This window comes from Maricurvus nonylphenolicus (assembly GCF_042854845.1).
Lineage (GTDB): Bacteria > Pseudomonadota > Gammaproteobacteria > Pseudomonadales > Cellvibrionaceae > Maricurvus > Maricurvus nonylphenolicus.
Genome location: NZ_AP031498.1, coordinates 1,527,059 through 1,549,410, shown reverse-complemented (window position 1 = coordinate 1,549,410; position 22,352 = coordinate 1,527,059). Strand labels below are relative to the sequence as shown.

The window sequence follows — 22,352 nt, the reverse complement described above, 5'->3', positions numbered from 1 at the left end:
CTGTGGATATCAAACCAGTGTATACAAAGCGCCTACCGGATTTATTGCTCATTACTATCGACAATTTGCCAAATAGTATCGCTTACACATTCTTCTACGCATTATTGATCTAACAACCACACAGCCAACGCTTGTTTATCGGCTTCACTCAGCGGGAACACGGGCATAGGCGCACGGGGTTTGGTTAAGCGCTCAATCACATCGGCGTACTGCAGGCGTTGATTGGCATCGGTTAAGTTCATATTGCCGCGGGCATAGGCTGGGTTATGGCAGCTTTGGCAATGAAACTTATCATACAGCTGCTGCCCTGCGGCTTTATAGGTTGCAGTGTTGTCTGCGGTTAACCACGTAGGTTGCTGCAGTTCAAAAGGCGTCTCTTCTTCCGCTTTAGCCGTGCCAAGCAGCTTTTGCTCTTCACCGTAAGCCATACGGTAAATGGCTCCAGCATAATCATCGGAGATATACACAGCACCGTCCGGCCCTTGGGTGATATCCACAGGGCGGCCAATCACATCGCCGTCCAGTTCAAAGCCAGCAAGGAAATCTCTACGTTCGATCTTGCCATCGTTCCAGTGCAGCGATACCACGCGATAACCATCGGGGATACTGCGGTTCCAGGAACCGTGTAGAGCCACCAGTGCCGACTGTTGGAAGTCTTCAGGCCAACCTTCTGCATCAATAAACGTCATGCCCAAGGGGGCGTTGTGGGCGCGGAACTCATGCACAGGTGCAACAGGGTTTGCGACTAGCTCAGCGGGTGCAGAATCAGGATTAAAATCCGGATCGGCCTCATTGGCACCGTTGAAGTATGGCCAGCCGTAGAATTTTCCTTGCTGAATTAAATTTAATTCACAGGGTGGATAGTCATCGCCCAACAGATCACGACCATTGTCAGTACCGTACAAATCACCATTCCAGGGCGTCCAATCGAAACCCATGGTGTTACGTAAGCCGGTGGCAATGACTTCGAAGTTTTTACCATCGAGATCAAAACGCCCCATGGTGCCGCGGCGGCTATCGGCTTCGATACAGACATTACAGGTAGAACCCTGAGATAAATAAATCTTGCCATCTGGCCCGCGTTTTATTTGTTTATAGGGATGATTACCGTCGCCGGTTAGGCCTTCAAGAATTCGTTCATAGCTGCCGGATGTGGTGCCAGTAGTTTCATCAAACACGATACGACCAATAGCATCGGATTCGCCAACAAATAACCACCCTTCGGCAACCACTATACCAGACGGTTTATTTAACCCTTCCAGTAAGGTGACACGCTCGCCACCCACGCTGGCATCGTCTCTGTTGGCCCGAATCATGACCACTTCGCCTTTATGTGGACGGCTTACAAGCAGATCGCGATTAGCGGTCATGGCAATAAAACGGGCATTGGGTAAATCACTGGCATACAAGCTAAGACCAAACCCGTCGGCCACTTGAATACGATTTTCAATCACTTCATCGCTGGGTGTTTCAATACCCTTGCCTGCCATCACATTAAGGATCATGGCAAAACTGGTGACGCTGATAGTACCGCTCAGTAATAAATAAGCAGGTATAGCAGCAATGACGAGCACACAAACTAGGATGAATTTTTTCATGGGATGCCTTGGCGTTTTTAATATTATTTACGAAATGGCTGCGCTAACGATATCACTCACGACGGAGCGTAACCACTGGTTGGCGGGATCATCCGCTGCACTTTTATGCCAAAACAGTGACCATCCTAAGGGCTCTACCTCAAAGGGTAAGGCGGCTGTTTTTAAGTTCGCCTGCTGAGCAAGGATCTCTGGGACTGTCCATACCAGATCAGTCGATTCAGTTAATCGCTCAGCCACTAAATAGCCCTGCACACGCATTTTAATTTTGCGTTTATACCCCAACCCGTGCAAAGCAATATCCACTTGCCCTCGGCCTTTTCGTCGACTCGATACATGCAAATGCTCAGCACTCAAATAATCCTCCAAGCTCACTTTTTTGCTATTCAGTGAGCATTGATCACCCATTGCAACAACATAAGGTAGCTGCGCCAGGTTTTTACTTCCCATTTCCCGAGCGTTGAATAACCCCGGAGAGTCCAATACCACATCCAGATTACCCGATTTTAAGTCATCCGCTGCGGTTTGCCGATCAACATAGTAAGTATGCAAGCTGCTGTTAGGCGCCTGGTCTCGTAACAACTTACGTAATGGCGCCAACAGTAGCGTTTGAGCCAAGTCATTCATACCGATACAAAACTGCTTTTCTGCTGTTTTCGGATCAAAACTGGCTGCAGCACCTACAGATTTCCCTAACAAAGTCAGCGCCTTGCGTACATCACCAATAACACTCTCAGCCACCGGTGTCGGCACCATACCAGAAGGCGTTCGAACGAATAATGGATCATCAAATGTCTGCCGCAAGCGGCTTAGCGCATTACTCACCGCTGGTTGAGTCAGGTTCAGGCGTTGAGCCACCTTGGTTACGCTACCCTCACGGTAAATCGCATCAAAGAGTACAAATAAATTGAGGTCGACCTTTTCCAGGCGCATAAGAATATTCACGCATTGATATAATTAATACTAATCTATCACACAAATTGATTAATTTGATACCAAAAACGGCAGGAATAAGAACAACATAGAAAGAGGTCTTCCCATGAAGGAAAGACCTCTACTGAAGTTCTGTTCGACATAGAACAGAGGGAGAGTCGGTTTTACGGATTCGGCTTTAACGCGACCAAGCCATTGCTAGAATCTCCAATACCTGAGATTCAGACGTTATGGGTCGCAGGTTATTCTTAACAAAATAAGCACCAAGACTGGCTCTGGCAATCTGTGGCAGCTGCTCTCTTGTCACACCTGCGTCCTTCAGGTTATCGGTTAACTTCAGCCTTCGAATCAATTCAAGGCAGGCCTCAGACGCACTCTTTTCGGGGAAGCCTAAAGCCTCTGCAATCCAGGCATCTCGCTCTCCGGCTGCTTCTGCGTTATAGGCCAAAACAGCAGGTAAAAGAATACAAGAACACAAACCGTGCGGGACGCCGGCCACAGCACCCAACTGATGCCCTATTCCGTGGCTCGCACCATAGGGTGTGCGCATTAAACCTACAGTAGCCAACCAGACCGCAAACTGACTTTCCTGAATTGATTCAAGACTGAGTTCTTGTTGATCCCCATGACTTAACGAGCGACCAAACAAACGCAACGCATGCAGTGCCGAGCCATCGGTAAACGGGTTTGCGGCCGGCGACAAAATAGTTTCTACGGCGTGATCTACGGCGCGTATCGCTGTTGATATCCACAATTCATTGGGCGTTAAACGGCACAACTCAGGATCATAAATAATGGTATCGGAACACATCTGTGAATGGGCGTAGATATCTTTGATATTACGCTCTGTATCCACTGCCCCGCCGATTGTGCCCCACTCTGCGCCGGAAAGCGTTGTCGGCACAGCAATCTGTCTAATCAGCTGATGGGGATTTACCGGGGAAACCTGTTTACCTTTTTCATCAACCGTCACACGAAGAGCAGCAATATCCTGTGTGGTTTTTGCACCAGCCGCATGAGAAAGCGTGGCAACTTTAATCGTATCGATCACACTGCCCCCACCCACAGACACAATCAAGTCAGGACGGGTTTCGTCTATGCAGTTTACCAAATTTAGAATAGCGCTGAGTGGTGCATGAGGCTCAATGTCGTCAAACAGGCCGACTTGCCGCTCCCCTAGACTGGCAGAAATGGATGCTGTTGCCCCAAGACGCCGATTCAGTGACCTGGAAGATACCAGCAACACACGTTGAACCTGGCGTTTGGTGATTTCAGTAGCAATAGCCGATGCCGCTGACTGTCCAAATACAACGTTTGATTGCGACAGGAAGCCGTACTCACCTTGGTACATACTTTATCCTCCAAATTCTTGCTGCTTCAATAATTTGCGCTGTATTTTTCCAGTAGCAGTTTTTGGTAGCTCTTTCACAAATTCTACTTTACGGGGATATTTGTAGGGCGCGGTTAGCTGTTTGGTAAAATTCTGAATATCCTTCACCAGCACTTCATTGCCCTGCACCTTTTCCTTTAGAATAATAAAGGCTTTCACCACTTCACCGCGCTCTATATCCGGGCTGGCAACGGCGGCGCACTCCTGAACGGAAGGATGCTCCATTAATGCATTTTCCACTTCCACAGGGCCAATTCTATAACCCGCGGAATTAATCACATCATCATCACGGCCTTCATAAAATATATAACCATCAGCATCTATATAGGCGTTATCGCCCGTCAGGAACCAACGCTGACCCTCAGCTTCCACATAACAGGAAGCTGTGCGCTCCGCATCACCAAGGTAACCTAACATGATCTGGGGATTGTCGGCCTTGATCGCCAAACTACCCGGTTCACCTGCTGGCAGAATATTACCCGTTTCGTTCAAGATTGCTGCATCTGTTCCAGGTAATGGCTTGCCCATAGAACCGGGTTTTACTGGCATTGAGGGGTAGTTAACAATGGTCATCAAGGTTTCTGTTTGACCGTAGCCGTCAAGCAGGTCCGAACCACTGCTGTCACGCCATGCCCGCACTACCTCAGGGTTCACAGACTCTCCTGCTGAAACGGTTAGCCTAAGCTGCGATAAATCCCGATCACTCACATCAAGCTGAACCAATTTACGCAACTCGGTAGCAGCAGCACAGAATACTGACACACCATACTTCTCTAATAGATCTATGCGTTTTTCAGGATCAAAGCCTCCCTCGAAAAACAATACCGTACAGCCACAACTCCACGGCCCATAAAGAATACTGGTACCGGCTTTACTCCAACCGGTATCAGCAGTGCACCACATCAAATCGTTTTCAGTCAGGGATAACCAGTACCACGCCGATACACGCCAGGTGAAGAGGCCTCGTGCGGAATGCAAAACGCCCTTGGGTAAACCTGTGGAGCCAGAAGTGTAAAAGAGTATGGCGGGGTCGTCCGCAGATAGACGAACAGGTTCAAAGTGATTACTTTGCTGCGCTAAACCTTCTTCAAACTCAATCCAGCCTTCACGTGCGCCAACACTGACTCGCGCTTTGAAATCATCGCCAAACTTGTGAGTATGTTCAGCGGTAGTCACTGCCGCCACCGCGCCAGAGTGTTCAACCCGATAACGGATATCCTTCTCGGTTAACATCGTGACGCAGGGAATAGGTACTGCACCAAGCTTGTTACAACCGACCATAGCGATCTGCCACTGTGGCAAACGCGGCAGCATGATGATGACTTTATCGCCTCGACCTACCCCCTGTGCTGCCAGCATATTGGCAAACTGATTGGTTAGGTGTTTGATATCCTGGTAGCTAAAGTGCTTTTCATCACCCTCTTCGTTGAGCCAGATAAGCGCTTTGCGCTCTGGGTCCTGGGCCCAAACATCCACAACGTCAGCACCGAAGTTAAATGTATCCGGAACTCCCCAGCCGAACTCCTGGTGAGTTTCGGCATAACGGTTCATTGTTAGCCGTTGCATAAAACCACCTTATTTAAAAATATTTATTTTCAACAACAGCCTGAGCAAACTCAGCCAACTGAGCGGACAACGCATCAAATGTCGCGTAGCGTTCATCCTGTGTGCCACCTTCCTGATAACGCCTGTAGAGCTGGCGAAACACGACCGCAATACGCAGTGACGCCAGCACCCGGAAGTATTTAATATCTTCCATACGCTCACCGGTAAGCGATGCGTAATACTCGGCGGCCTGTTGGCGGCCAAAGAATCCATGTCGGCTGGTCGGCATTTGAGCCAGATCATGCATGCATTGAGGGTCTGCTGTTTCAGTCCAGTAACTCAGTAGCACAGCAAGATCATAAAGCGGCGCTCCCTGAGTCCCCATATCCCAGTCAATAACTGCCACCGGTTGCAGGCTATCCGGATCTAGAATCATATTGTCGAGTTTGAAGTCATTGTGAATAAAACTACTGGTCGCAGAGTCTGGTTTGTTAACCTCTAACCACTCAATCACATTCAACAAACTCGTCGGTACAGAATCTTGCCAGGCAAGTTCCGCCCGTTTTTTCCAACCCTTAAGCGTTCGCTCAATAAAGCCTTCAGGCTTGCCCAGTTTATCGAGCCCAACCTCAGCCGGGGTCACTCGATGCAATCCAGCCAGCGCATTAATCAATTGCTCTCCCAACCGCTGACCGATAGGTTCTTCACCTTGCCAGCGTTCGAATACAGTTTGGGGAATATGACTACCGATGATTAATCCCGGTCGGTATTGCATAATTAAAAAGTGTGCCCCCAATACATCAGTGCTTTCACAGAAGTGTAATGCCCGGGGGGCAAGAGGATAGGCGTCTGATAAGCGTGAAAGAATAAAGTATTCTCTGGCCATATCATTGGCACCGGGTGGAATAGGCCCCATAGGTGGTCGCCTTAAAACCGCAAGCGCATGATCAATCTTGATTAAGTAATTGAGATTGCCAAATCCTGAGGCAAACTGCATCGGGGTTATTTCGAGATCCAGGCGCAGGCCGTGGTCATCTAGATGTGTTGCCAAGCGATCCCAATCTTGCAGAACTTCTGTTCCCGGTTCAGCCAGAGCGCCTTTATTTTTTTCTATTTCAATTTGCTGGGTGATACTGCTGTTCACTGATTCTGCCTCTCACATCGGAACCCCATCACTAGCGTCATAACACTGTAGAACACAGGCCATGCAGAGGTCTTCCAGATAGCATTTATTATATCTTTTAGCGCAGTATAAAGGCCGCCGACAAATCACTCCAATCAATTACATAAATGCATCTGCATTTCTCATAAAAATACTACCTTATGAAATCTGATCACCAATCAACGCTCTTAACCACTGAAAAGAAGGGTCATCAGAAGCACTTTTAGACCAATAAAGGCTCCATACCAGGGGATCAATCACGAAGGGGGGGTCAACAATATGTAAATCGGCCTTCTCAGCCATCATCCGCGGTACCGTCCACAATAAATCACTTTGCTCAGTGATTGCCGCTGCGACTAGATAATTTTGTACCCGCATCATGATGTCCCGCGTCTTGCCCATTACCCTTAATGCAACATCTGCCTGCCCGCGCCCATGGCGCCGACTGGAAACATGAATATGGTCAGCCCCCAAATAGTCCTCCAAACTCAATGAGCCTGTTGCCAGGGGGTGATCAGACCGCATAGCGACGACGTAAGGCAACTGCATAAGTGGCTGCTGATCCAAATCTTTGGCATGAATATCCGGGGCATCAATCAATAGATCCAGACTGCCAGACTTAAGGTCTTCAGCGGCTGTTTTACGGTCAACATAGTAAGTACTGATCGCGATCTTAGGCGCTTGCTCACGGACTTCTCGTCTTAGTCTTGGCAACACCAAAGACTGGGCCAAATCATTCATACCCAAGCGAAACTCTTTCTGTGCAGTAGCCGGATCAAATTCGACGTTCTTACCGACACTTCTGTTAAAGCAATCCAGCCCTGCTCTTACGTCAACGATAACGTTATCTGCCACAGGGGTTGGTTGCATACCATCACTGGTACGCACAAATAGAGGGTCTCCAATTGTTTCTCTTAACCGCCGCAGGGCATTGCTGACCCCCGACTGCGTCATATTTAACGAGTGAGCCACCTTCGTCACACTTCTTTCACGATAAATCGCGTCAAAAATAACAAACAGATTCAAATCTATTCGATCGAGTCTCATAGCGCTCACCCTACAGAGATATTTACAGCAGTAATATTACCATGAGAAATGATTGCGCATCACAACAATTGATTGGAGTGATCAAAACGATATTCTTATACTCCGGGGGTAAACAAATTACCTGTGCTCCGGAGTCAGATCGTGTTCGAATTCAGTGAAAAATCTCAACAGCTACAGCAACAACTGCTCGCCTTTATGGATGAATACATTTATCCAAATGAGAAGGCCTATGCTGAATACATGCATTCAGCGGAAAACCGTTGGGCTCCTGTGCCCCTGATGGATGAACTAAAAGTACAAGCCAAAAAGGCCGGGCTATGGAACCTGTTTGTACCACCAAGCCTTTCCCAGTTTGTCGATCACGATGGCCTAACGAATCTCGAATACGCCCCTCTGGCAGAAATTATGGGGCGCGTGATCTGGGCACCCGAAGTCTTTAACTGTAATGCGCCCGATACCGGAAACATGGAAGTATTTATGAAGTACGGTAACCCGCAACAACAGGAGCAGTGGCTAACACCATTGCTTAATGGTGATATTCGCTCCAGCTATTGCATGACTGAACCACAAGTCGCCTGCTCCGATGCCACCAATGTCGAACTCAGCATCACCCAGGATGGGGAAGAATGGGTGCTTAACGGCCGCAAGTGGTTTATTACCAATGCCCTGTATGAGCGCACCGGTATATTTATTGTTATGGGGAAATCTGATCCTGATAATAGCAACCGCCACAAGCAACAGACGCAAGTACTGGTTCCTAAAGGCACTCCCGGTGTAGATATCATTCGCCCGCTGACCACACTTGGCTACGATGATGCTCCTTTGGGTCACGCCGAAGTACACTTTAACAATGTACGCGTTCCCCTTGAAAATGTACTACTGGGAGAAGGTCGTGGTTTTGAAATTGCGCAGGGCCGCTTGGGGCCAGGCCGTATTCACCACTGTATGAGACTCATTGGCATCGGTCAGCGCTCGCTTGAGCTAGCCTGTGAACGCGCGGTTTCGCGCTCTACTTTCGGCCGCACACTCAGCCAGCATCAGAGTGTCCGAGAAGATATTTCCAAATGCTACTCAGAACTGGAAATGGCGCGCCTGCTAGTACTAAAAACCTGTGAAAAAATGGATCAAATAGGACCAAAAGGCGCTATGGATTTGATTGCCGCCAGCAAAACCAGCGTGCCTATTATGATTCAAAACCTGATTGATCGCTGCATGCAAATACACGGTGCGGGAGGCCTTACAGAAGATTTCTGTATGGCCGAAGGGTTTAACTACGCGCGCTGGTGCCGACAAGCCGATGGACCCGATCAGGTTCACCAAATGGCATTGGGTAAGATGATTATTAACCGTTACACCGAACAATAAGAGGCCTCACCATGGATGCGTCAATCGCTAACCTTCTTAGCATGGAAGGCAAAGTAGCTCTGGTTACAGGTGCCTCCAGTGGTTTGGGGGCCCATTTTGCGAAAACTCTTGCAGCTGCTGGCGCCCATGTCGTAGCTGCAGCACGTCGCAAAGAAAGGCTGGATAACTTAGTAACAGATATTATCGCTGCTGGCGGGAAAGCCAGCGCCGTGGCGATGGATGTAACCTGTGCCGATAGCGTTGAATCTGCCCTGCAACAAGCCACAAAGATTGCCGGCCCCATTGATGTATTAATCAATAACGCCGGTGTCGCCGATCCCAGGCACTCACTAAAGGTTAAAGAGGAAAACTGGGACTTCGTTATGGATGCGAACCTAAAAGGCGCATGGCGAGTCGCTCAGACTGTAGCATCAATGGCAGTTACCAATGAGCGCAACTGCAGCATCGTTAACATTGCATCCATTTTGGGTTTACGTGTGGGATTTGGTGAAAGTACCTATGCGACAGCCAAAGCTGGACTCATTCAGCTCACCAAAGCCATGGCACTTGAACTGGCACGTAAAGGCGTGAGAGTAAACGCTATTTGTCCTGGATATTTTGAAACAGAAATGAACAGCGAGTACTTGCATTCCGAAGCAGGGAAAAGCTTTATGGGAAATACTCCCAGTGGGCGACATGGTCAACTGCAAGAGCTTACTGCGCCGCTACTCCTATTAGCCAGTGACTCAGGTAGCTACATCAATGGCGTCGCCCTGGCTGTAGATGGTGGCCATATCGTTAATTCATTGTAACAATGTAAAATATGAAAATCGCCCAGCAACTGATCAAGCCTTTCACTGTATTTATTACGCGCTACTATCCCGACGCTTTTGTCTTTGCCATTTTAATTACAGTCTTAACGTTCATCCTATCCATAACACTCACCGATGCGACTGCAACGACAGCGTTAATGAGTTGGGGTGATGGCCTACCCGCGTTACTTAAGTTTGCCGCTCAGCTGAGCCTAACATTGCTAGCAGCACACGCTCTCGCTCACACAGATGTAGTGCATGGCCTGCTCGAACGCCTGGGCAATATACCAAAAAGCGCTTCCGCTGCTTATGCATTAGTGGCTTTCACTGCTGGAGTAGGTTCACTGATCGCCTGGTCTCTGGGACTTATTGTTGGTGTAACCCTCGCCCGCCATGTCGCCATACACTGTGCTAACCGTGGCATAAAGATTCATTACCCTCTTCTGGTCGCTTCAGCCTATGCGGGTTTTGTTATTTGGCATATGGGATATTCTTCATCCGCTGCACTATTTGTTGCAACACCTGGCCACTCCTTAGAAGCTGTTATGGGAGTCATGCCTATTACAGAAACGGTGTTCAGCCTGGAAAACGGTATCATTGCGCTGATTGCCCTCTTGGCTATCACCATTGTATGCCCACTGATGCATCCGGATAAAAAAGATATTATTGAGATCCGTTCAGAGCTTTTGAAGCAAGAAAGCACATTAGAACCTCAACAGCGTAATGAGACCGTTGCGCAAAAGCTTGAGAATATGCGAGCGTTAAGTATCGCTATGGGGCTCGCGCTGGCAGCTTACATGACCGCAAGTTTTGCCGAGAAAGGTTTTTTTCTAACCCTTGATATTGTTAACTGGTCATTTGTCAGCGCAGGATTGTTATTAGCGCGATCTCCACTGCATTATATGAAGCTTATCCAAAATGCCGGAGCCACTATAGGCCCCATTATTATTCAATATCCGTTTTATGCCGGCGCACTGGGGATTATGTCCGGCACCGGTCTTGTTACTGTTATTTCCGATTGGTTTACCTCCTTCTCCACGGCCGAAACACTCGGGCTGAATGCGTTTCTATCCGCCGGGCTAATCAATATGTTTATTCCATCCGGTGGCGGACAGTGGGCAATTCAAGGCCCTATCTTTATTGAAGCCGCACAAGCACTGGGAGTTGACCACTCGATTATCGTGATGGCAGTTGCCTATGGCGACCAGTGGAGCAATATGATTCAGCCCTTTTGGACTATCCCATTACTTGCCATCGCAGGCCTTCACCTTCGACAAGTCATGGGATATACCGTCATGATATTTTTGGTTACAGGTATTATCTTCGCAACCAGTCTACTCATACTGAGCAGTGGTTAGTTCTTCCTTCTAGGGCTTAACATACTTAAAACGTCAAATAGCCACGGCATCTTGGCTAACATCTGTAAACGCTTTTTGGCCTTCTCGTATTCTTTCTGTGAGGTACCTGCAATAGCTTGATCTTCTTTATCTGCAGGTATGGCCCATGAAGGATGGCTTAACCGGTATTTGATTGCGGCTTTAACCGCTTCCGTGTCCCGATTTGGCGACGGCTTATACTCAAATATCGGGTAAGGTACATTGCTGCCTTTTTGAACCCCCGGCCGCTCGCCCATACGCTTAAACCAAGCTTCTACGTTAGGGAAGTCTGCAAGATCCTGCCCTTGCCACTCATGGTATTGAACCCATGTATATATAGAAATATCAGCGATGGTAAATTCACCCGCAGCGAACCATTGTCGCTCTTCAAGATGTTTGTTCATTAAGCGATAAAGACGAGCAGATTCGTTGGTAAAGCGCTTAATTTCCAAGCGGCGAGGTTTTGGGGTAAATAAACGGTAATAATGAGCATTCCCCAAATAAGGAGCATGACTTACTTGCCAGTAAACCCATTGCAAGGTTTCGTAGCGGCCATGGCCATCTTTAGGTAAAAACTTACCTGTTTTTTCAGCGAGATAGGTCAATATTGCGCCACTTTCCCAAACCGTTAAAGGTCCGCCCTCTGCGTCATGATCGATAATGGCGGGAAAACGGCCGTTAGGGTTTATGGCTAAGAATTCTGGCTTTTTCTGGTCGAGCTCGTGAACACTCATACTTACGTATTCATATTCCAACCCTGCTTCTTCCATAAAAATAGATATTTTTTTAGGATTAGGTGCAGCACAACCGTAGATGGTAATCATTAAAAGTCCTTGTACATTGTCATTATTGTTAATCAAAGGAGTAAGCACACTAAAATCGCCTTATCATCTACAATATTAAGCAAGCGGTAAGAGTATCTGCGAAAGACACAGTCGTTCCTGTATTACAGACGAACATATAGATCAATAAGGTATTAAACCGCAAAGCCTTATAGCGCTTAGATCCTAGTAAAGAAAAGGCTAATATTTTGAATCTTAAGATATTGCTTCAAATAGTAATTTTATTCCTTATCAGTGATTGCTTTGCTACTGAAGGTGAACGATCTATAAGGGTAGGCATTCCTCTAGGGAATCCACCCTGGCTATATAAAGATAAAGACACAGGAAAAGTTGTTGGCAGAGAGTTTGAAACCCAGAAAATAATTCATGGAATGATCGGTTTAACTCCAGAAATTGTCCCTTTTGAGAATATCGTCCGCGTCGCAGCCGAGATGATAAAAGGCACTATTGATGCAGGCCCCCTAATTCAAAGCGATCGTATTGAAGTTATGCCAATGCCTGAAAGCTTGTCCTGTACTCAATATCCTTATGGTGGAAGTGATGCTTACTTGTACACACTAGACGACTCTGATATTCCTTTCACAGAGGATATTCACGACCTTTCTCATCTCAATATGGCATTCTCACGATTAGTTGATATTCATGAATATTTTCCGACGTTTAGCAGGAAACAAATAACAACACATAAAAACCCGGACGAAGCCCTAAAGATGCTCGTTGCTGGAAGATCCCAACTTATACTCTCAACACCTGATACAACAGAACATTGGAGAAACGAAAGAGGTATTAAGCTAAAGCCCGTATACCCATTCCATAGCTTTCAAGTACACATGTGTTTTTCTAATTCCAGCTTAGGGGAAAAAAAAGCCCAACGCTACGCACAACAATTAGATCAACAACTATCAAAGTTCCCTGTTCCCATAAACAAGATGCCTACAATCAAGTAATATGATGGCTATCCGAAGCGTTGATGCTGTATGGTTTCGGGCAGTTTAACTTCCGTAGACACCCCCTCCCAATTCCAAGCCTTATCTTTGGGTTTATCTAAACGATCCATTAGCCACTTATGGAAAACAGCGTAAGCTGCGGTAAAGACAACAACCCCTGCCAACATCTCAGCTGAAAACATCCACACTTTACCTTCGAAGAAATAAAGTGTTAAAGAGAAAAGCAGATATATACTTATGCATGTATACAATGACATAAGAATTGAAACTTTTCGATACAGCTTGGAGTGGCCATTAAATTCTGTATTCATTTCTATCATCTCAGGTTAATTATACTTGAAGATTAAAACGGCTTGAGTACAGCCAAATAAGTAATAATTAAAGCAAACACAGCAACCGGTGGGCTTGTAACAAGGAAAAACCACCAGTGATGATGTATCGCCTTTTCGTAAGCAACGTCATCTCCTCGATCCCTCATTCGACGCTTATTACCTCCGAAGTGGGAGATGTAATAATCAACCGCTTCCATTGGCAAAATTACAACAAAGACAATCGACAGCTTCAACACCAGCCAGCCTGCACTGGTTGTCCATCCGCCAACTAAAACCAGCAGAATGCCTGTAATTAAAAACATCGGAAAGGCCGTATGTTCATACACCACGGCCTGATCAAAGCGTTCGAATGCCCAATTTCTCATCCGTATCGCTCCTTCATCATGCGGATTCTTTCGCCACTGCTGAACAACCGGTACAAGAAAATATGAATAAGCACCTGCAACACTCATAATCCAGGTGATGGCAAAGAATAAGTGAACCCACTTAATCGTTAAGTAATAGGGTCCCAGAGTTGACTGAATAAGCTCTAACATAGATACACCTCAATCTGTGGGTAAATATTGGCCAACAACTGCCAATTAAGTCTAAAACTCAAAAAAGGTTCAAAACAGACTTAAAACATCAACGCGGCTTCACGCGCATGTGCTTCACTGGATACTACCGCGGCTTCAAGGTCTGGTCCCGGAATCCCGGTAGGCTGAACTTTAATCAAGCGCATATCAGAAAAACCCATAAATCTGAAGGCATGCTCCAAGTACGCTCGCTGAAAGTCAGTTTTTGTCCCATCGGTTTCACGAGGGAAACGCATTTCATAGGGGCTTCCGCTCGCCAGAATCATTTGTAAAGGTTTGTCGGTAACTAATCCGGTATAAACAGGCGCATCATCGACAACATCAACAACAAAGGTAACACCAGGTTGAGTAACTACATCGATCCAATGCTTGAGTCGATAAGGAATGGAGAAATTCCACATAGGAGATGAAAGAACAACTTTATCAGCACTTTTTAGCCTATCGCTTTCACGAATAACACCGGCCCATTCACCTTCGGCCTCCAACCCCTTACCCCCACTAACCAGGTTGATAATGTTCTCCATTTTCTGATTCGCACCTTGAGCCGAGAACGTCGGAAGATCTGCATCAAACAATGACAGAACTTCAACTTCATCCTCAGGATTTTTAGCCTGATAAGCTTTTAGAAATTCCTTAGCTACTCGAGAAGAATAAGAGGAATCCCCACGTGGACTTGCTTCTAAATACAGAACTTTTGCCATTTCATACACCCTATACTATTTACGCTATGTAATTATCAATCTTAAACACATCTAGTCTTTCAGGTTTATCAACTACATTGACCCGCCAGTTTCCTGCCTGAATTTAATCGCCTCTCGGGCTTTAGCAACATAAAATGAAGGAAAATCATAGTTCTGAATATCCGACCAGTATTCATTCACCTTAGGGAAATCACTCAGAAAATCTTGTCGACCAAAGGCCACCATGAGCGCTTCCATTGCAGTAAGCGCTGGAACAAGGGTGCAATCTGCGAGATCGACATCATTTTTAGCTTCAAAATTATAATGTTGCATTGTGTTATCGATATCTTTCAAACCCCGCATGCCGTGAGCCATGCACTTGTTGACAACGTCGGAGTCAACCCGACCTTCAGAAAGCTCATCAACAATGGGCAAAAAAGCGTGCAGTAAATACAAATCGGCTAGACGCATCACCAAACGAATTCTTGATGCCTCCAAAGGCGTCGAACCAATCAGTGAATCCCCTGGAAACGCTGACTCTATGTACTCAGCCATCACGCCAGACTCAAACATACGCTCGCCATTATCCAACTCTAATGTCGGTACACGTTGCATGTAATTGATTTCACCGTACTCATCAGAATGCAATCCACCAGGCGGCATGATCAAATCATAACCAATGCCCTTACGATCCAACTGCATCATGATACGAACAGAGAAAGGCGACAAATAAACCCCGAACAGTTTCATCACTAGCTCCTTTATCTTCTTTATTATCGATAGGAAATACTTTGAATATCTCAAACAACGCCTTATGAATATTGAGCTCCCTTCCAGCAAAACCAAATTGCTAGCAAAGCTTCAATACGCCATGGCTATAATCATCCACAGTCAACTGACAAAATTAACTGCGGTTTCAACATTTTCTCTATCAGTACGCGCAGCGTTGATCTTGGCGTTAAGGTCTGGATAGCCAATAGACATCCCAAACAAAACCCCTTGATCATCACTTAATCCCAGCACTTCCCTAACGGGATCAGGGTATTGGCCCAACGCCCCCTGGAAACAACACCCCATGCCGTTTTCTCTTAAGATAAGCGCTAGCGTCTGAGCATAAATACCCAGGTCTACGGCCCCCATAATGCCAAGATATTTTTCCATGGTGAAAAATACAGCGTGGGGTGCACCAAAAAACTCCCAATTTCGAAGCATCGTCACCCCTCTAGCTTGACGATCTTCCCGATCAATACCCAACGTATTGTAAAGTGAGAAAGCCGCACCTATTTGACGATCCCTATGCTCACCCTTGTAATCAACAGTCCAGTCAAAGTCTGGATTCGGCGGATTACCACTCATAACAGCCTCGAGCAAATGAGCACTGAGCGCCTTCTTTTTCTCACCAGAAACTACATAGGTTTTCCATGGCTGAGTATTACAGTTGGATGGAGACATCTGAGCAGCATTAAATATCTCTCTCATCACATCATCAGGAATGGGAGCTTCAAGAAATTGGCGTACTGAAGTACGCGATCTAACTGCCTCTGTAACAAGCATATCTATGTTCCTAAAAAGTTTCGATCTCAAGTCATCGCTATGCAATTATCGACAAACAGAACTCGTCAACACTGTTAGAGAATTCCTCGGTATTGAACATCATTAACTGATGGCCTGCGTCTTCAAAACGTTTAATAGTTACTGGACCGCTAATTTCACTAGCAACCATCTCGACTGCCCCTTCAGGGAAATTCGGATCATCGGATCCATAGGCATAAAGAATAGGTTTGGCATTCTCACCTAATGGTTGAGGCGGCTCATAATTGAAGAACGAAACCCAAGAAGCCAGATCGTAACTCCATGTATTGTAGGAATCCTTCAGCTTGATTTCTTTTGCGCCTTTTTGACCATAGTCTTCATCGAAATCAATTAACTTATCAATATCCAAACGCGCTGCACGACCTACTTGCTCTATCACTTTTTGAATCGCATCGCTGCGCCAAAATTCAGTCATCGAAGCAACGATGGCGCTACCTGGCACGGCAATTGATCCCATACATATAACACCTTCAATCGCCACATGATCTCGTGCCGAAATAGCCGCTGCAACACCATAACTAGAACCCAAGGTAAACACTGGCAAACCAGTCATTTCCTTCACATGTTCAGACAAATCACGACTCGCCTGTGCCCACTCCTCAATCGTAAATGTGCCTCGTGGTCTATTAGGTGTTGATTTACCATGGCCAGGGGCATCATAAGCCCAGATATCTACACCACGCTGCGCATGAAAAGAACAAAACTTGTCATAGATGCCGCCATGGCCACCGATCCCATGAGAAATCACCAATGCATATCTTGGCTGATCAGTCGTATAACGACGCGCAAACACATCACCCACAAAATGATTTTCAACTTTCATCAAACACTCCTGTTACGAACAGATACCATGTAGTTTTTATAATGGCTAACCCACATTACGAGACTTATCTTTCCAGTATGGTTCTCGTAATACATTTTTAAGTACTTTACCTGTAGCATTTCTAGGAAGAGAATCCACTACGATTAATTTTCTTGGAATTTTATAGCCACCAATTTTGTCTCGACTAAACTCAATCAATTCCTCAATTGACAGCTCTTTTCCTGCCTTAAGAACAGCAACTGCCAACAATGCCTCACCAAACTTTTCATCAGGAATACCAATAACGGCAAGCTCTTCAATAGACTCATGTTTCAGCAAGGCGTTTTCTACTTCAGCTGGATAGATATTTTCACCCCCGCTGACAACCATATCTTTGATTCGATCTTTTAAGAATAGATACCCATCTTCATCGATACAGCCCGCATCACCGGTCTTCACCCAGCCATCCACCATCGTCGCTGCAGTAGCTTCAGGTAAGTTGTAGTAATACAGCATATTTGTATCTGACTTAATCCAGATTTCCCCCACCTCACCGGGTGGTACTTCACACTCGTTTTGATCCATTATTTTGATCTTCACACCCAATGCAGGTCGACCACATGAGCGCAATAAACCAGGATCATCTTGCAATGCTTTGGAATGATCATGCTCAGACAAAATAGTCGCGCATCCCGTTGTCTCGGTCATACCATACAGTTGAACAAATTCACATTGAAAGACCTCAATAGCCTGTTTAAGTAAGCCTTCCGAAATAGGTGACGCGCCATAAGCAACTTGTTTAATTCGACTAAAATCTCGATTATTAATATCTGGCATCTGCAGAATAAACATCAACATCGCAGGCACCAAAAATATCTTATCAACCGGATGGTTTTCTATATCATCTATGAGTTTTACGGGATCAAAATTCTCGTGCACAATAGTGCACTGGCCATTAAGAACTCCTTGCAATAAAGTTCCCGCACCACCGATATGAAAAAAAGGAGCAACCGCGATTGTTGCGGAACCAATATGAGGCCGATGCGGAGGCATCATGGTATTTAGCGACCACATCTGAATCATATTAAAATGAGAAGAAACAACGCCTTTTGGTTTTCCTGTAGTACCGCTTGTATACAATTGTAGAAATGGGGCATTAATATCCAAATCAATATCAAAAGAAGAATCACTAAATTGATCAAGCCAGCTATCCCAGTGCAGAGTATCCTCAGCATCATGACTGACCACGACAACTTCAGAAGATAGCTTATCGCGCAACTCCGACAAGATCTCTTGTGCGCTTTCGAGAACAATAAGCACCTGAGTGTCTGCGTCATTGATCACGTAGGCCAATTCAGATGGTGCCAATCGATAGTTCAGCGGAACAGCTACTGCCCCCGACTTACTGGCCGCCATATAAACTACGGCATGTTCCATGCTATTCGATCCCAGTACCGCAACACGCTGCCCAGGTATAACACCCAAGGAAACAAGACCGCTTGCTAAACGATTACTGTATTCACTCAATCCTTTGAAGGTTAAGGTCCTGCCATTTTGACTTATGCATGCATTATCAGGAAAAGAGCGAGCATAAAAATCTAAATAATGATGCACTAACACTGAAAACTCCTATTTACCAAGTTTTTCTTTAAAAATTGGCCAACAGCATGCATTGGCCATAAAAAAATAAATGACATTCAAGCGATGAAGAAAACAGGGGCGAGCAATACTCGCCCCGCGCCCTTAGAAATTATACTGGGCCTGCAATGCTACCGTCCTTGGACGGTTCTCTGCATGAATGGTAGTTAAAACTGCCTCGCCAAGAATGGGGTAAAGATAGCCAAAGTTTTCTTTTTGCTCATCAAATAAGTTGCGAGCCATAAGGGCCACTTCCCAATCTCCTTCTTGAGGAGACAGCGCTATTCGAAAATCAACCAAGGTAGTTGTGGGTATTGGAATAGTTTCTCCACCCTGAGCATAATGGCTATCGCGGTAGCTTACCGAGACATCTGTACTTAACTGAAAACCATCTGTAAGGTTTGTCTCATGCGCCAGGGTTAGCGCTATATCCCAAGGAGATATTCCAGACGGATCCAAACCGGTATCTTTAACTTCTGCATCCGTATAAGTCGCAGAGAATCCCAACGTTAATGCTTCTGTTGCAGCATAAAGACCTTCAATTTCAGCCCCCTGACTTTCAACAGGAATCGTCTCAGTTAAGAATCCAGTACCTACATAGCTAACAGACTGGAAATCATCAATTTCAGTAAAGAATACTGCACCATTGATTCGCAAGCGGTTATCCAGCATTTCTGCCTTGAACCCCAGCTCGATCGTTTCAGCTTCTTCGGTATCGAATTCAGCCAAATCAGGATCTGTTACCTGTGTAGTAAAACCTCCACTCTTACTGCCTTTTGCCCATGAGGCATATACATGCCCAACTTCCCCCAGTGAATATTGAAGGTTAATTGAACCATCGACATTGGATTCAGAACGTTCTAACTTTTCATTAGCAAAACCAGCGCCCAATACACCTATGGCAGTTAAGTAATCATCTGAGACCAACGTAGGTACAGGAAAAGTCGTAATGACATCATAAATTGCGCTGTTGTCTACCACAGCATTTGTCCACACCATCTCCCGACTTTCATCGGTGTAACGTATACCAACAGCCAAATTTAAATCTTCTGTCAACGCATAAGTACCATGTGCATATAGAGACAGTACTTCAACGTCCTGATCAACATCATCAATGTTAGAGGTACCAGGCCCAAATGCCGCTACTTGTGTAAGATCCGTAGGATCTAAAGGATTTGCAGGAACACCTAGAGAAGCCAAATCCGAGTCAAAAAGGGTTTCCTCGTAATATTCAAATTCACTCTCTAAATAGTAAATGCCTGTCACGTAATCCAACGCAGAATCAAACGCCGAACCACTGATACGGAATTCCTGACTGACCTGCTTATAACTGGTCTCTTTTTTCTGATCAATAAAATCCAGCGCGCTGAAATCAGCATCAAGATAACGATCGTTATCATAAGATGAATAGGCGGTTAAGGAGACAAACTCCATATCGCCGTTAAAATCATGAGTATATTCTGCAAGAAACTTATGGCTCTTTTGCTCATCATAGGGTTTTCCGTCATTACGCAGAGACGTAAACGTCTTTCTTTTATCATCCAAGGTAACATCAGTATCACCACTGAACAGCGTGTAAAAACCGGTAGGATCCGAACTTACCTGAAAATGATCACCCGTAACTTCTAAATCATCGTAGGTATAGCTAATGTACAACTCGCCTGCATCGCCAATAGTCCAGAGTCCACCCAAACGTGCGGTCAACTGCTCTCTATCTGGACCATCACCACCTGATAGCTCATCTTCAACATAACCTTGTTCTTCAATCATATTGACTGCGAGACGATAAGAGCCAAATTCAGTGTTTAAATTGCCGGCACCAGCATAAATCTTACTACCCAGCTCAAAATCATACTCTGCCTTAAGGTAGCCTTCGGTCTCTTCAGTCGGACGCACAGAAAATACCTGTATAGCCCCCAGACTGGTGTTTTTTCCTAACTGCGAAGTCTGTGTCCCCTTAATAACTTCCACGCGCTCGACATCAAATAATGCGGCCTGCAGATCTCTCGGTCGACCAGACCAAACACCATCAATAAACAAGCCTACAGACTGATCCAGGGTTTCGGCACCAACGCCTGTACCAAGGCCTCGAACTTTCGGAGATGACAACCCCTGAGGAGCGGGTGCGATGCTTAAACCTGGGACAGATTTAGCAAGATCTGTTGCATTGGTAATAGAGAACTTCTCTAGAGACTCTCCGCCAACGACTGACACAGTTAATGGAATATCCTGGACACTTTGCTCACGCTTTTGTGCGGTAACGATAATTTCTTCCAATGAAAACTCTTCAGCTGCAGCAATCGCCTGACTACAACCTAAAGACGATGCCAATGCTATGGCGCTATATAGCGCACTCCTTTTATACATTTGCTTGCTGTACATGGTTAGTTCCTCGCTTTTACTATTATTATTTGTAGAGCCAGCTCTACTTTTATTGCTCATTCATAGCCCAACAAAATGTTGGGCCAGGAATTCTTCTCTTAAAGCGTATACCTAAAACAGTGCTAAAAAGCCTATGTAAAACCACGTGTAAACTGTATCAATCAATCCTCTAATCTTTACAGAACACTTATACAATTGCTTTTATATAAATACTCCTTACTTACTACTTAAACTTAGATTCAATACTGACAACTCATTATGGCTTTCAAAATCATACTTATTCTCTTGAATCCACTGCCTTAATGATTTGGGTTTTCTTTGAAGAATATTTTCCAGATCTGAGAAATATATACCTTCAGTCTTAGCATTCCATAAACGCCTAAACAGACTTTCACGTAACCATCGCGGGGCCTTCAAGTGTACCCAAGCCGCCACACTCCCCTTCACTCCTCCAAGGGTATCCCTGACGATATCTGCAATACTTCCCTCTTCCCACAGGAAATAGGCGATCATAAAATCAGTTCCTCCTTGACCAAACTTTTCATCAATACCTTTACCCATCCATTTGCGGTAATGCTCAGGACCTTCTTGATAAGTTATCTTGCGATCGAGCTCTTCTGACAATATTGCTGCGACATCATGAAAATCCCAGCAGTCAATGCCATTGTGAAGTATGTGGTCTGCACCAATATCTTTAGGATCTCTGCGTAAAATAATTCTAGCGGCAGCTTCCCCGGCTTCAGGCGCGTCTATGTAAGCCATATGATGACAATTGACTTCGGCAAGCACATCACCATTCACAATACCGGGGCCATACCAAATACCGGACAAGTCGTCCATATAGTAGGCAGCAATAGACGTAAACGTAACTGGCAATCCTGAATCGTTAAACAATTTTCTGGCAATGGTATGACCAACCGCAGCGCTGCACCCCCCGTTAAAATTACGAAGGTATTCGGGCACACGGTCCAAAGTCATCCCCATAGGATCGCCCATTAAACGGACAATATGCCGTATGACGCCGTGATGCTTTGCTGCATTAATAAAGTTATTGGTGGCCAGCTCTTCATCGGTAAAATCCGGCGTGATCATGTATGCCGCTTCCATGCCTTCAAAGGCATTGAGCATAGCGTCGTAATCGTAGTAGCTACACACACATACCTCAGCCGAGGGATAGCTTTTACTAAGCACTGATACTTTTGATTCATCGCTCGTTGCCAAGCGAAGCTTTACTGAAGGAGCATTCTCCAGTACATAGTTAATTAATCCTTGCCCTACGTGCCCTGACCCGCCAAATATTAAAATTGATTCAATGGGATCAGAGAAATCTTTATCGCTCATTAATAATTCCATTTCA

Annotated in this window: 20 protein-coding genes; 4 read left to right on the top strand and 16 right to left on the bottom strand. The window is 45.7% G+C overall.

Annotation, left to right across the window (positions count from 1 at the left end):
- Positions 1 to 101: 101 nt before the first annotated feature.
- The 6 genes from ACGHZ6_RS06555 to ACGHZ6_RS06530 all read right to left on the bottom strand — a co-directional run bounded on the left by ACGHZ6_RS06555 (position 102) and on the right by ACGHZ6_RS06530 (position 7,672).
- Complete coding sequence (locus ACGHZ6_RS06555; protein WP_390618031.1) at positions 102 to 1,598, bottom strand: PQQ-dependent sugar dehydrogenase; 1,497 nt, start codon at positions 1,596 to 1,598, stop codon at positions 102 to 104.
- Between the two features lie 27 nt (positions 1,599 to 1,625).
- Positions 1,626 to 2,540 (bottom strand): LysR family transcriptional regulator, encoded by a 915-nt coding sequence (locus ACGHZ6_RS06550; RefSeq protein WP_390618030.1) that lies wholly within the window; start codon positions 2,538 to 2,540, stop codon positions 1,626 to 1,628.
- A gap of 166 nt (positions 2,541 to 2,706) precedes the next feature.
- Complete coding sequence (locus ACGHZ6_RS06545) at positions 2,707 to 3,879, bottom strand: iron-containing alcohol dehydrogenase (RefSeq protein WP_390618029.1); 1,173 nt, start codon at positions 3,877 to 3,879, stop codon at positions 2,707 to 2,709.
- A 3-nt stretch (positions 3,880 to 3,882) separates the two neighbouring features.
- Positions 3,883 to 5,484 carry an acyl-CoA synthetase gene (locus ACGHZ6_RS06540; protein ID WP_390618028.1) on the bottom strand — a complete coding sequence of 534 codons (1,602 nt, stop codon included), beginning with the start codon at positions 5,482 to 5,484 and terminating at the stop codon, positions 3,883 to 3,885.
- Between the two features lie 13 nt (positions 5,485 to 5,497).
- Positions 5,498 to 6,607 (bottom strand): phosphotransferase family protein, encoded by a 1,110-nt coding sequence (locus tag ACGHZ6_RS06535; protein ID WP_390618027.1) that lies wholly within the window; start codon positions 6,605 to 6,607, stop codon positions 5,498 to 5,500.
- A gap of 177 nt (positions 6,608 to 6,784) precedes the next feature.
- Positions 6,785 to 7,672 (bottom strand): LysR family transcriptional regulator, encoded by an 888-nt coding sequence (locus tag ACGHZ6_RS06530; protein ID WP_390618026.1) that lies wholly within the window; start codon positions 7,670 to 7,672, stop codon positions 6,785 to 6,787.
- Positions 7,673 to 7,813: 141 nt separating this feature from the next.
- Between ACGHZ6_RS06530 and ACGHZ6_RS06525 the strand changes: the two genes are divergently transcribed.
- From ACGHZ6_RS06525 to ACGHZ6_RS06515, 3 genes are read left to right on the top strand one after another with little or no spacing between them, the layout of a single operon-like run.
- Entirely contained in the window at positions 7,814 to 9,037 is a 1,224-nt protein-coding gene (locus ACGHZ6_RS06525) for an acyl-CoA dehydrogenase family protein (RefSeq protein ID WP_390618025.1), read from the top strand.
- 11 nt (positions 9,038 to 9,048) lie between these two features.
- Complete coding sequence (locus tag ACGHZ6_RS06520) at positions 9,049 to 9,828, top strand: SDR family NAD(P)-dependent oxidoreductase (RefSeq protein WP_390618024.1); 780 nt, start codon at positions 9,049 to 9,051, stop codon at positions 9,826 to 9,828.
- 11 nt (positions 9,829 to 9,839) lie between these two features.
- Positions 9,840 to 11,186, top strand: coding sequence for a short-chain fatty acid transporter (locus tag ACGHZ6_RS06515; protein WP_390618022.1), 1,347 nt, complete (start codon positions 9,840 to 9,842; stop codon positions 11,184 to 11,186).
- Here ACGHZ6_RS06515 and ACGHZ6_RS06510 read toward each other — a convergent pair.
- Positions 11,183 to 12,028 carry a glutathione S-transferase family protein gene (locus ACGHZ6_RS06510; RefSeq protein ID WP_390618020.1) on the bottom strand — a complete coding sequence of 282 codons (846 nt, stop codon included), beginning with the start codon at positions 12,026 to 12,028 and terminating at the stop codon, positions 11,183 to 11,185. The genes ACGHZ6_RS06515 and ACGHZ6_RS06510 overlap by 4 nt on opposite strands.
- Positions 12,029 to 12,234: 206 nt before the next feature.
- Here ACGHZ6_RS06510 and ACGHZ6_RS06505 point away from each other — a divergent pair, with 206 nt between their 5' ends.
- The gene (locus ACGHZ6_RS06505) at positions 12,235 to 12,993 is read left to right on the top strand and encodes a hypothetical protein (RefSeq protein ID WP_390618019.1); all 759 of its coding nucleotides are present in this window, start codon (positions 12,235 to 12,237) and stop codon (positions 12,991 to 12,993) included.
- Positions 12,994 to 13,001: 8 nt separating this feature from the next.
- On the opposite strand, the gene ACGHZ6_RS06500 is transcribed toward ACGHZ6_RS06505, so the two are convergent.
- The 9 genes from ACGHZ6_RS06500 to ACGHZ6_RS06460 form a co-directional block, all read right to left on the bottom strand.
- The gene (locus tag ACGHZ6_RS06500; RefSeq protein ID WP_390618017.1) at positions 13,002 to 13,304 is read right to left on the bottom strand and encodes a hypothetical protein; all 303 of its coding nucleotides are present in this window, start codon (positions 13,302 to 13,304) and stop codon (positions 13,002 to 13,004) included.
- 32 nt (positions 13,305 to 13,336) lie between these two features.
- A complete protein-coding gene (locus ACGHZ6_RS06495; protein ID WP_390618016.1) occupies positions 13,337 to 13,861 on the bottom strand; it encodes a hypothetical protein in 525 nt (174 codons plus the stop codon).
- Between the two features lie 80 nt (positions 13,862 to 13,941).
- Complete coding sequence (locus tag ACGHZ6_RS06490) at positions 13,942 to 14,601, bottom strand: FMN-dependent NADH-azoreductase (RefSeq protein ID WP_390618014.1); 660 nt, start codon at positions 14,599 to 14,601, stop codon at positions 13,942 to 13,944.
- A gap of 72 nt (positions 14,602 to 14,673) precedes the next feature.
- Complete coding sequence (locus tag ACGHZ6_RS06485; protein WP_390618013.1) at positions 14,674 to 15,330, bottom strand: glutathione S-transferase family protein; 657 nt, start codon at positions 15,328 to 15,330, stop codon at positions 14,674 to 14,676.
- A 141-nt stretch (positions 15,331 to 15,471) separates the two neighbouring features.
- Positions 15,472 to 16,134, bottom strand: coding sequence for a nitroreductase family protein (locus ACGHZ6_RS06480; protein ID WP_390618012.1), 663 nt, complete (start codon positions 16,132 to 16,134; stop codon positions 15,472 to 15,474).
- A gap of 37 nt (positions 16,135 to 16,171) precedes the next feature.
- Positions 16,172 to 16,996 (bottom strand): alpha/beta hydrolase, encoded by an 825-nt coding sequence (locus tag ACGHZ6_RS06475; protein ID WP_390618010.1) that lies wholly within the window; start codon positions 16,994 to 16,996, stop codon positions 16,172 to 16,174.
- A 45-nt stretch (positions 16,997 to 17,041) separates the two neighbouring features.
- Positions 17,042 to 18,595: a long-chain-fatty-acid--CoA ligase gene (locus tag ACGHZ6_RS06470; RefSeq protein ID WP_390618009.1), complete on the bottom strand. Its 1,554-nt coding sequence runs from the start codon at positions 18,593 to 18,595 to the stop codon at positions 17,042 to 17,044.
- A 123-nt stretch (positions 18,596 to 18,718) separates the two neighbouring features.
- Positions 18,719 to 20,995 (bottom strand): TonB-dependent receptor, encoded by a 2,277-nt coding sequence (locus ACGHZ6_RS06465; protein WP_390618007.1) that lies wholly within the window; start codon positions 20,993 to 20,995, stop codon positions 18,719 to 18,721.
- Positions 20,996 to 21,211: 216 nt separating this feature from the next.
- On the bottom strand, positions 21,212 to 22,336 hold the full coding sequence (locus tag ACGHZ6_RS06460) for an NmrA family NAD(P)-binding protein (protein ID WP_390618005.1): 1,125 nt from the start codon (positions 22,334 to 22,336) through the stop codon (positions 21,212 to 21,214).
- Positions 22,337 to 22,352 lie beyond the last annotated feature (16 nt).

Coding starts and splice junctions, on each gene's coding strand:
- ACGHZ6_RS06510 (WP_390618020.1), bottom strand. CDS start 12,028: ATGATTACCATCTACGGTTGTGCTGCACCTAATCCTAAAAAAATATCT.
- ACGHZ6_RS06460 (WP_390618005.1), bottom strand. CDS start 22,336: ATGAGCGATAAAGATTTCTCTGATCCCATTGAATCAATTTTAATATTT.
- ACGHZ6_RS06545 (WP_390618029.1), bottom strand. CDS start 3,879: ATGTACCAAGGTGAGTACGGCTTCCTGTCGCAATCAAACGTTGTATTT.
- ACGHZ6_RS06465 (WP_390618007.1), bottom strand. CDS start 20,995: ATGTACAGCAAGCAAATGTATAAAAGGAGTGCGCTATATAGCGCCATA.
- ACGHZ6_RS06500 (WP_390618017.1), bottom strand. CDS start 13,304: ATGAATACAGAATTTAATGGCCACTCCAAGCTGTATCGAAAAGTTTCA.
- ACGHZ6_RS06530 (WP_390618026.1), bottom strand. CDS start 7,672: ATGAGACTCGATCGAATAGATTTGAATCTGTTTGTTATTTTTGACGCG.
- ACGHZ6_RS06490 (WP_390618014.1), bottom strand. CDS start 14,601: ATGGCAAAAGTTCTGTATTTAGAAGCAAGTCCACGTGGGGATTCCTCT.
- ACGHZ6_RS06495 (WP_390618016.1), bottom strand. CDS start 13,861: ATGTTAGAGCTTATTCAGTCAACTCTGGGACCCTATTACTTAACGATT.
- ACGHZ6_RS06555 (WP_390618031.1), bottom strand. CDS start 1,598: ATGAAAAAATTCATCCTAGTTTGTGTGCTCGTCATTGCTGCTATACCT.
- ACGHZ6_RS06480 (WP_390618012.1), bottom strand. CDS start 16,134: ATGCTTGTTACAGAGGCAGTTAGATCGCGTACTTCAGTACGCCAATTT.
- ACGHZ6_RS06485 (WP_390618013.1), bottom strand. CDS start 15,330: ATGAAACTGTTCGGGGTTTATTTGTCGCCTTTCTCTGTTCGTATCATG.
- ACGHZ6_RS06540 (WP_390618028.1), bottom strand. CDS start 5,484: ATGCAACGGCTAACAATGAACCGTTATGCCGAAACTCACCAGGAGTTC.
- ACGHZ6_RS06475 (WP_390618010.1), bottom strand. CDS start 16,996: ATGAAAGTTGAAAATCATTTTGTGGGTGATGTGTTTGCGCGTCGTTAT.
- ACGHZ6_RS06520 (WP_390618024.1), top strand. CDS start 9,049: ATGGATGCGTCAATCGCTAACCTTCTTAGCATGGAAGGCAAAGTAGCT.
- ACGHZ6_RS06515 (WP_390618022.1), top strand. CDS start 9,840: ATGAAAATCGCCCAGCAACTGATCAAGCCTTTCACTGTATTTATTACG.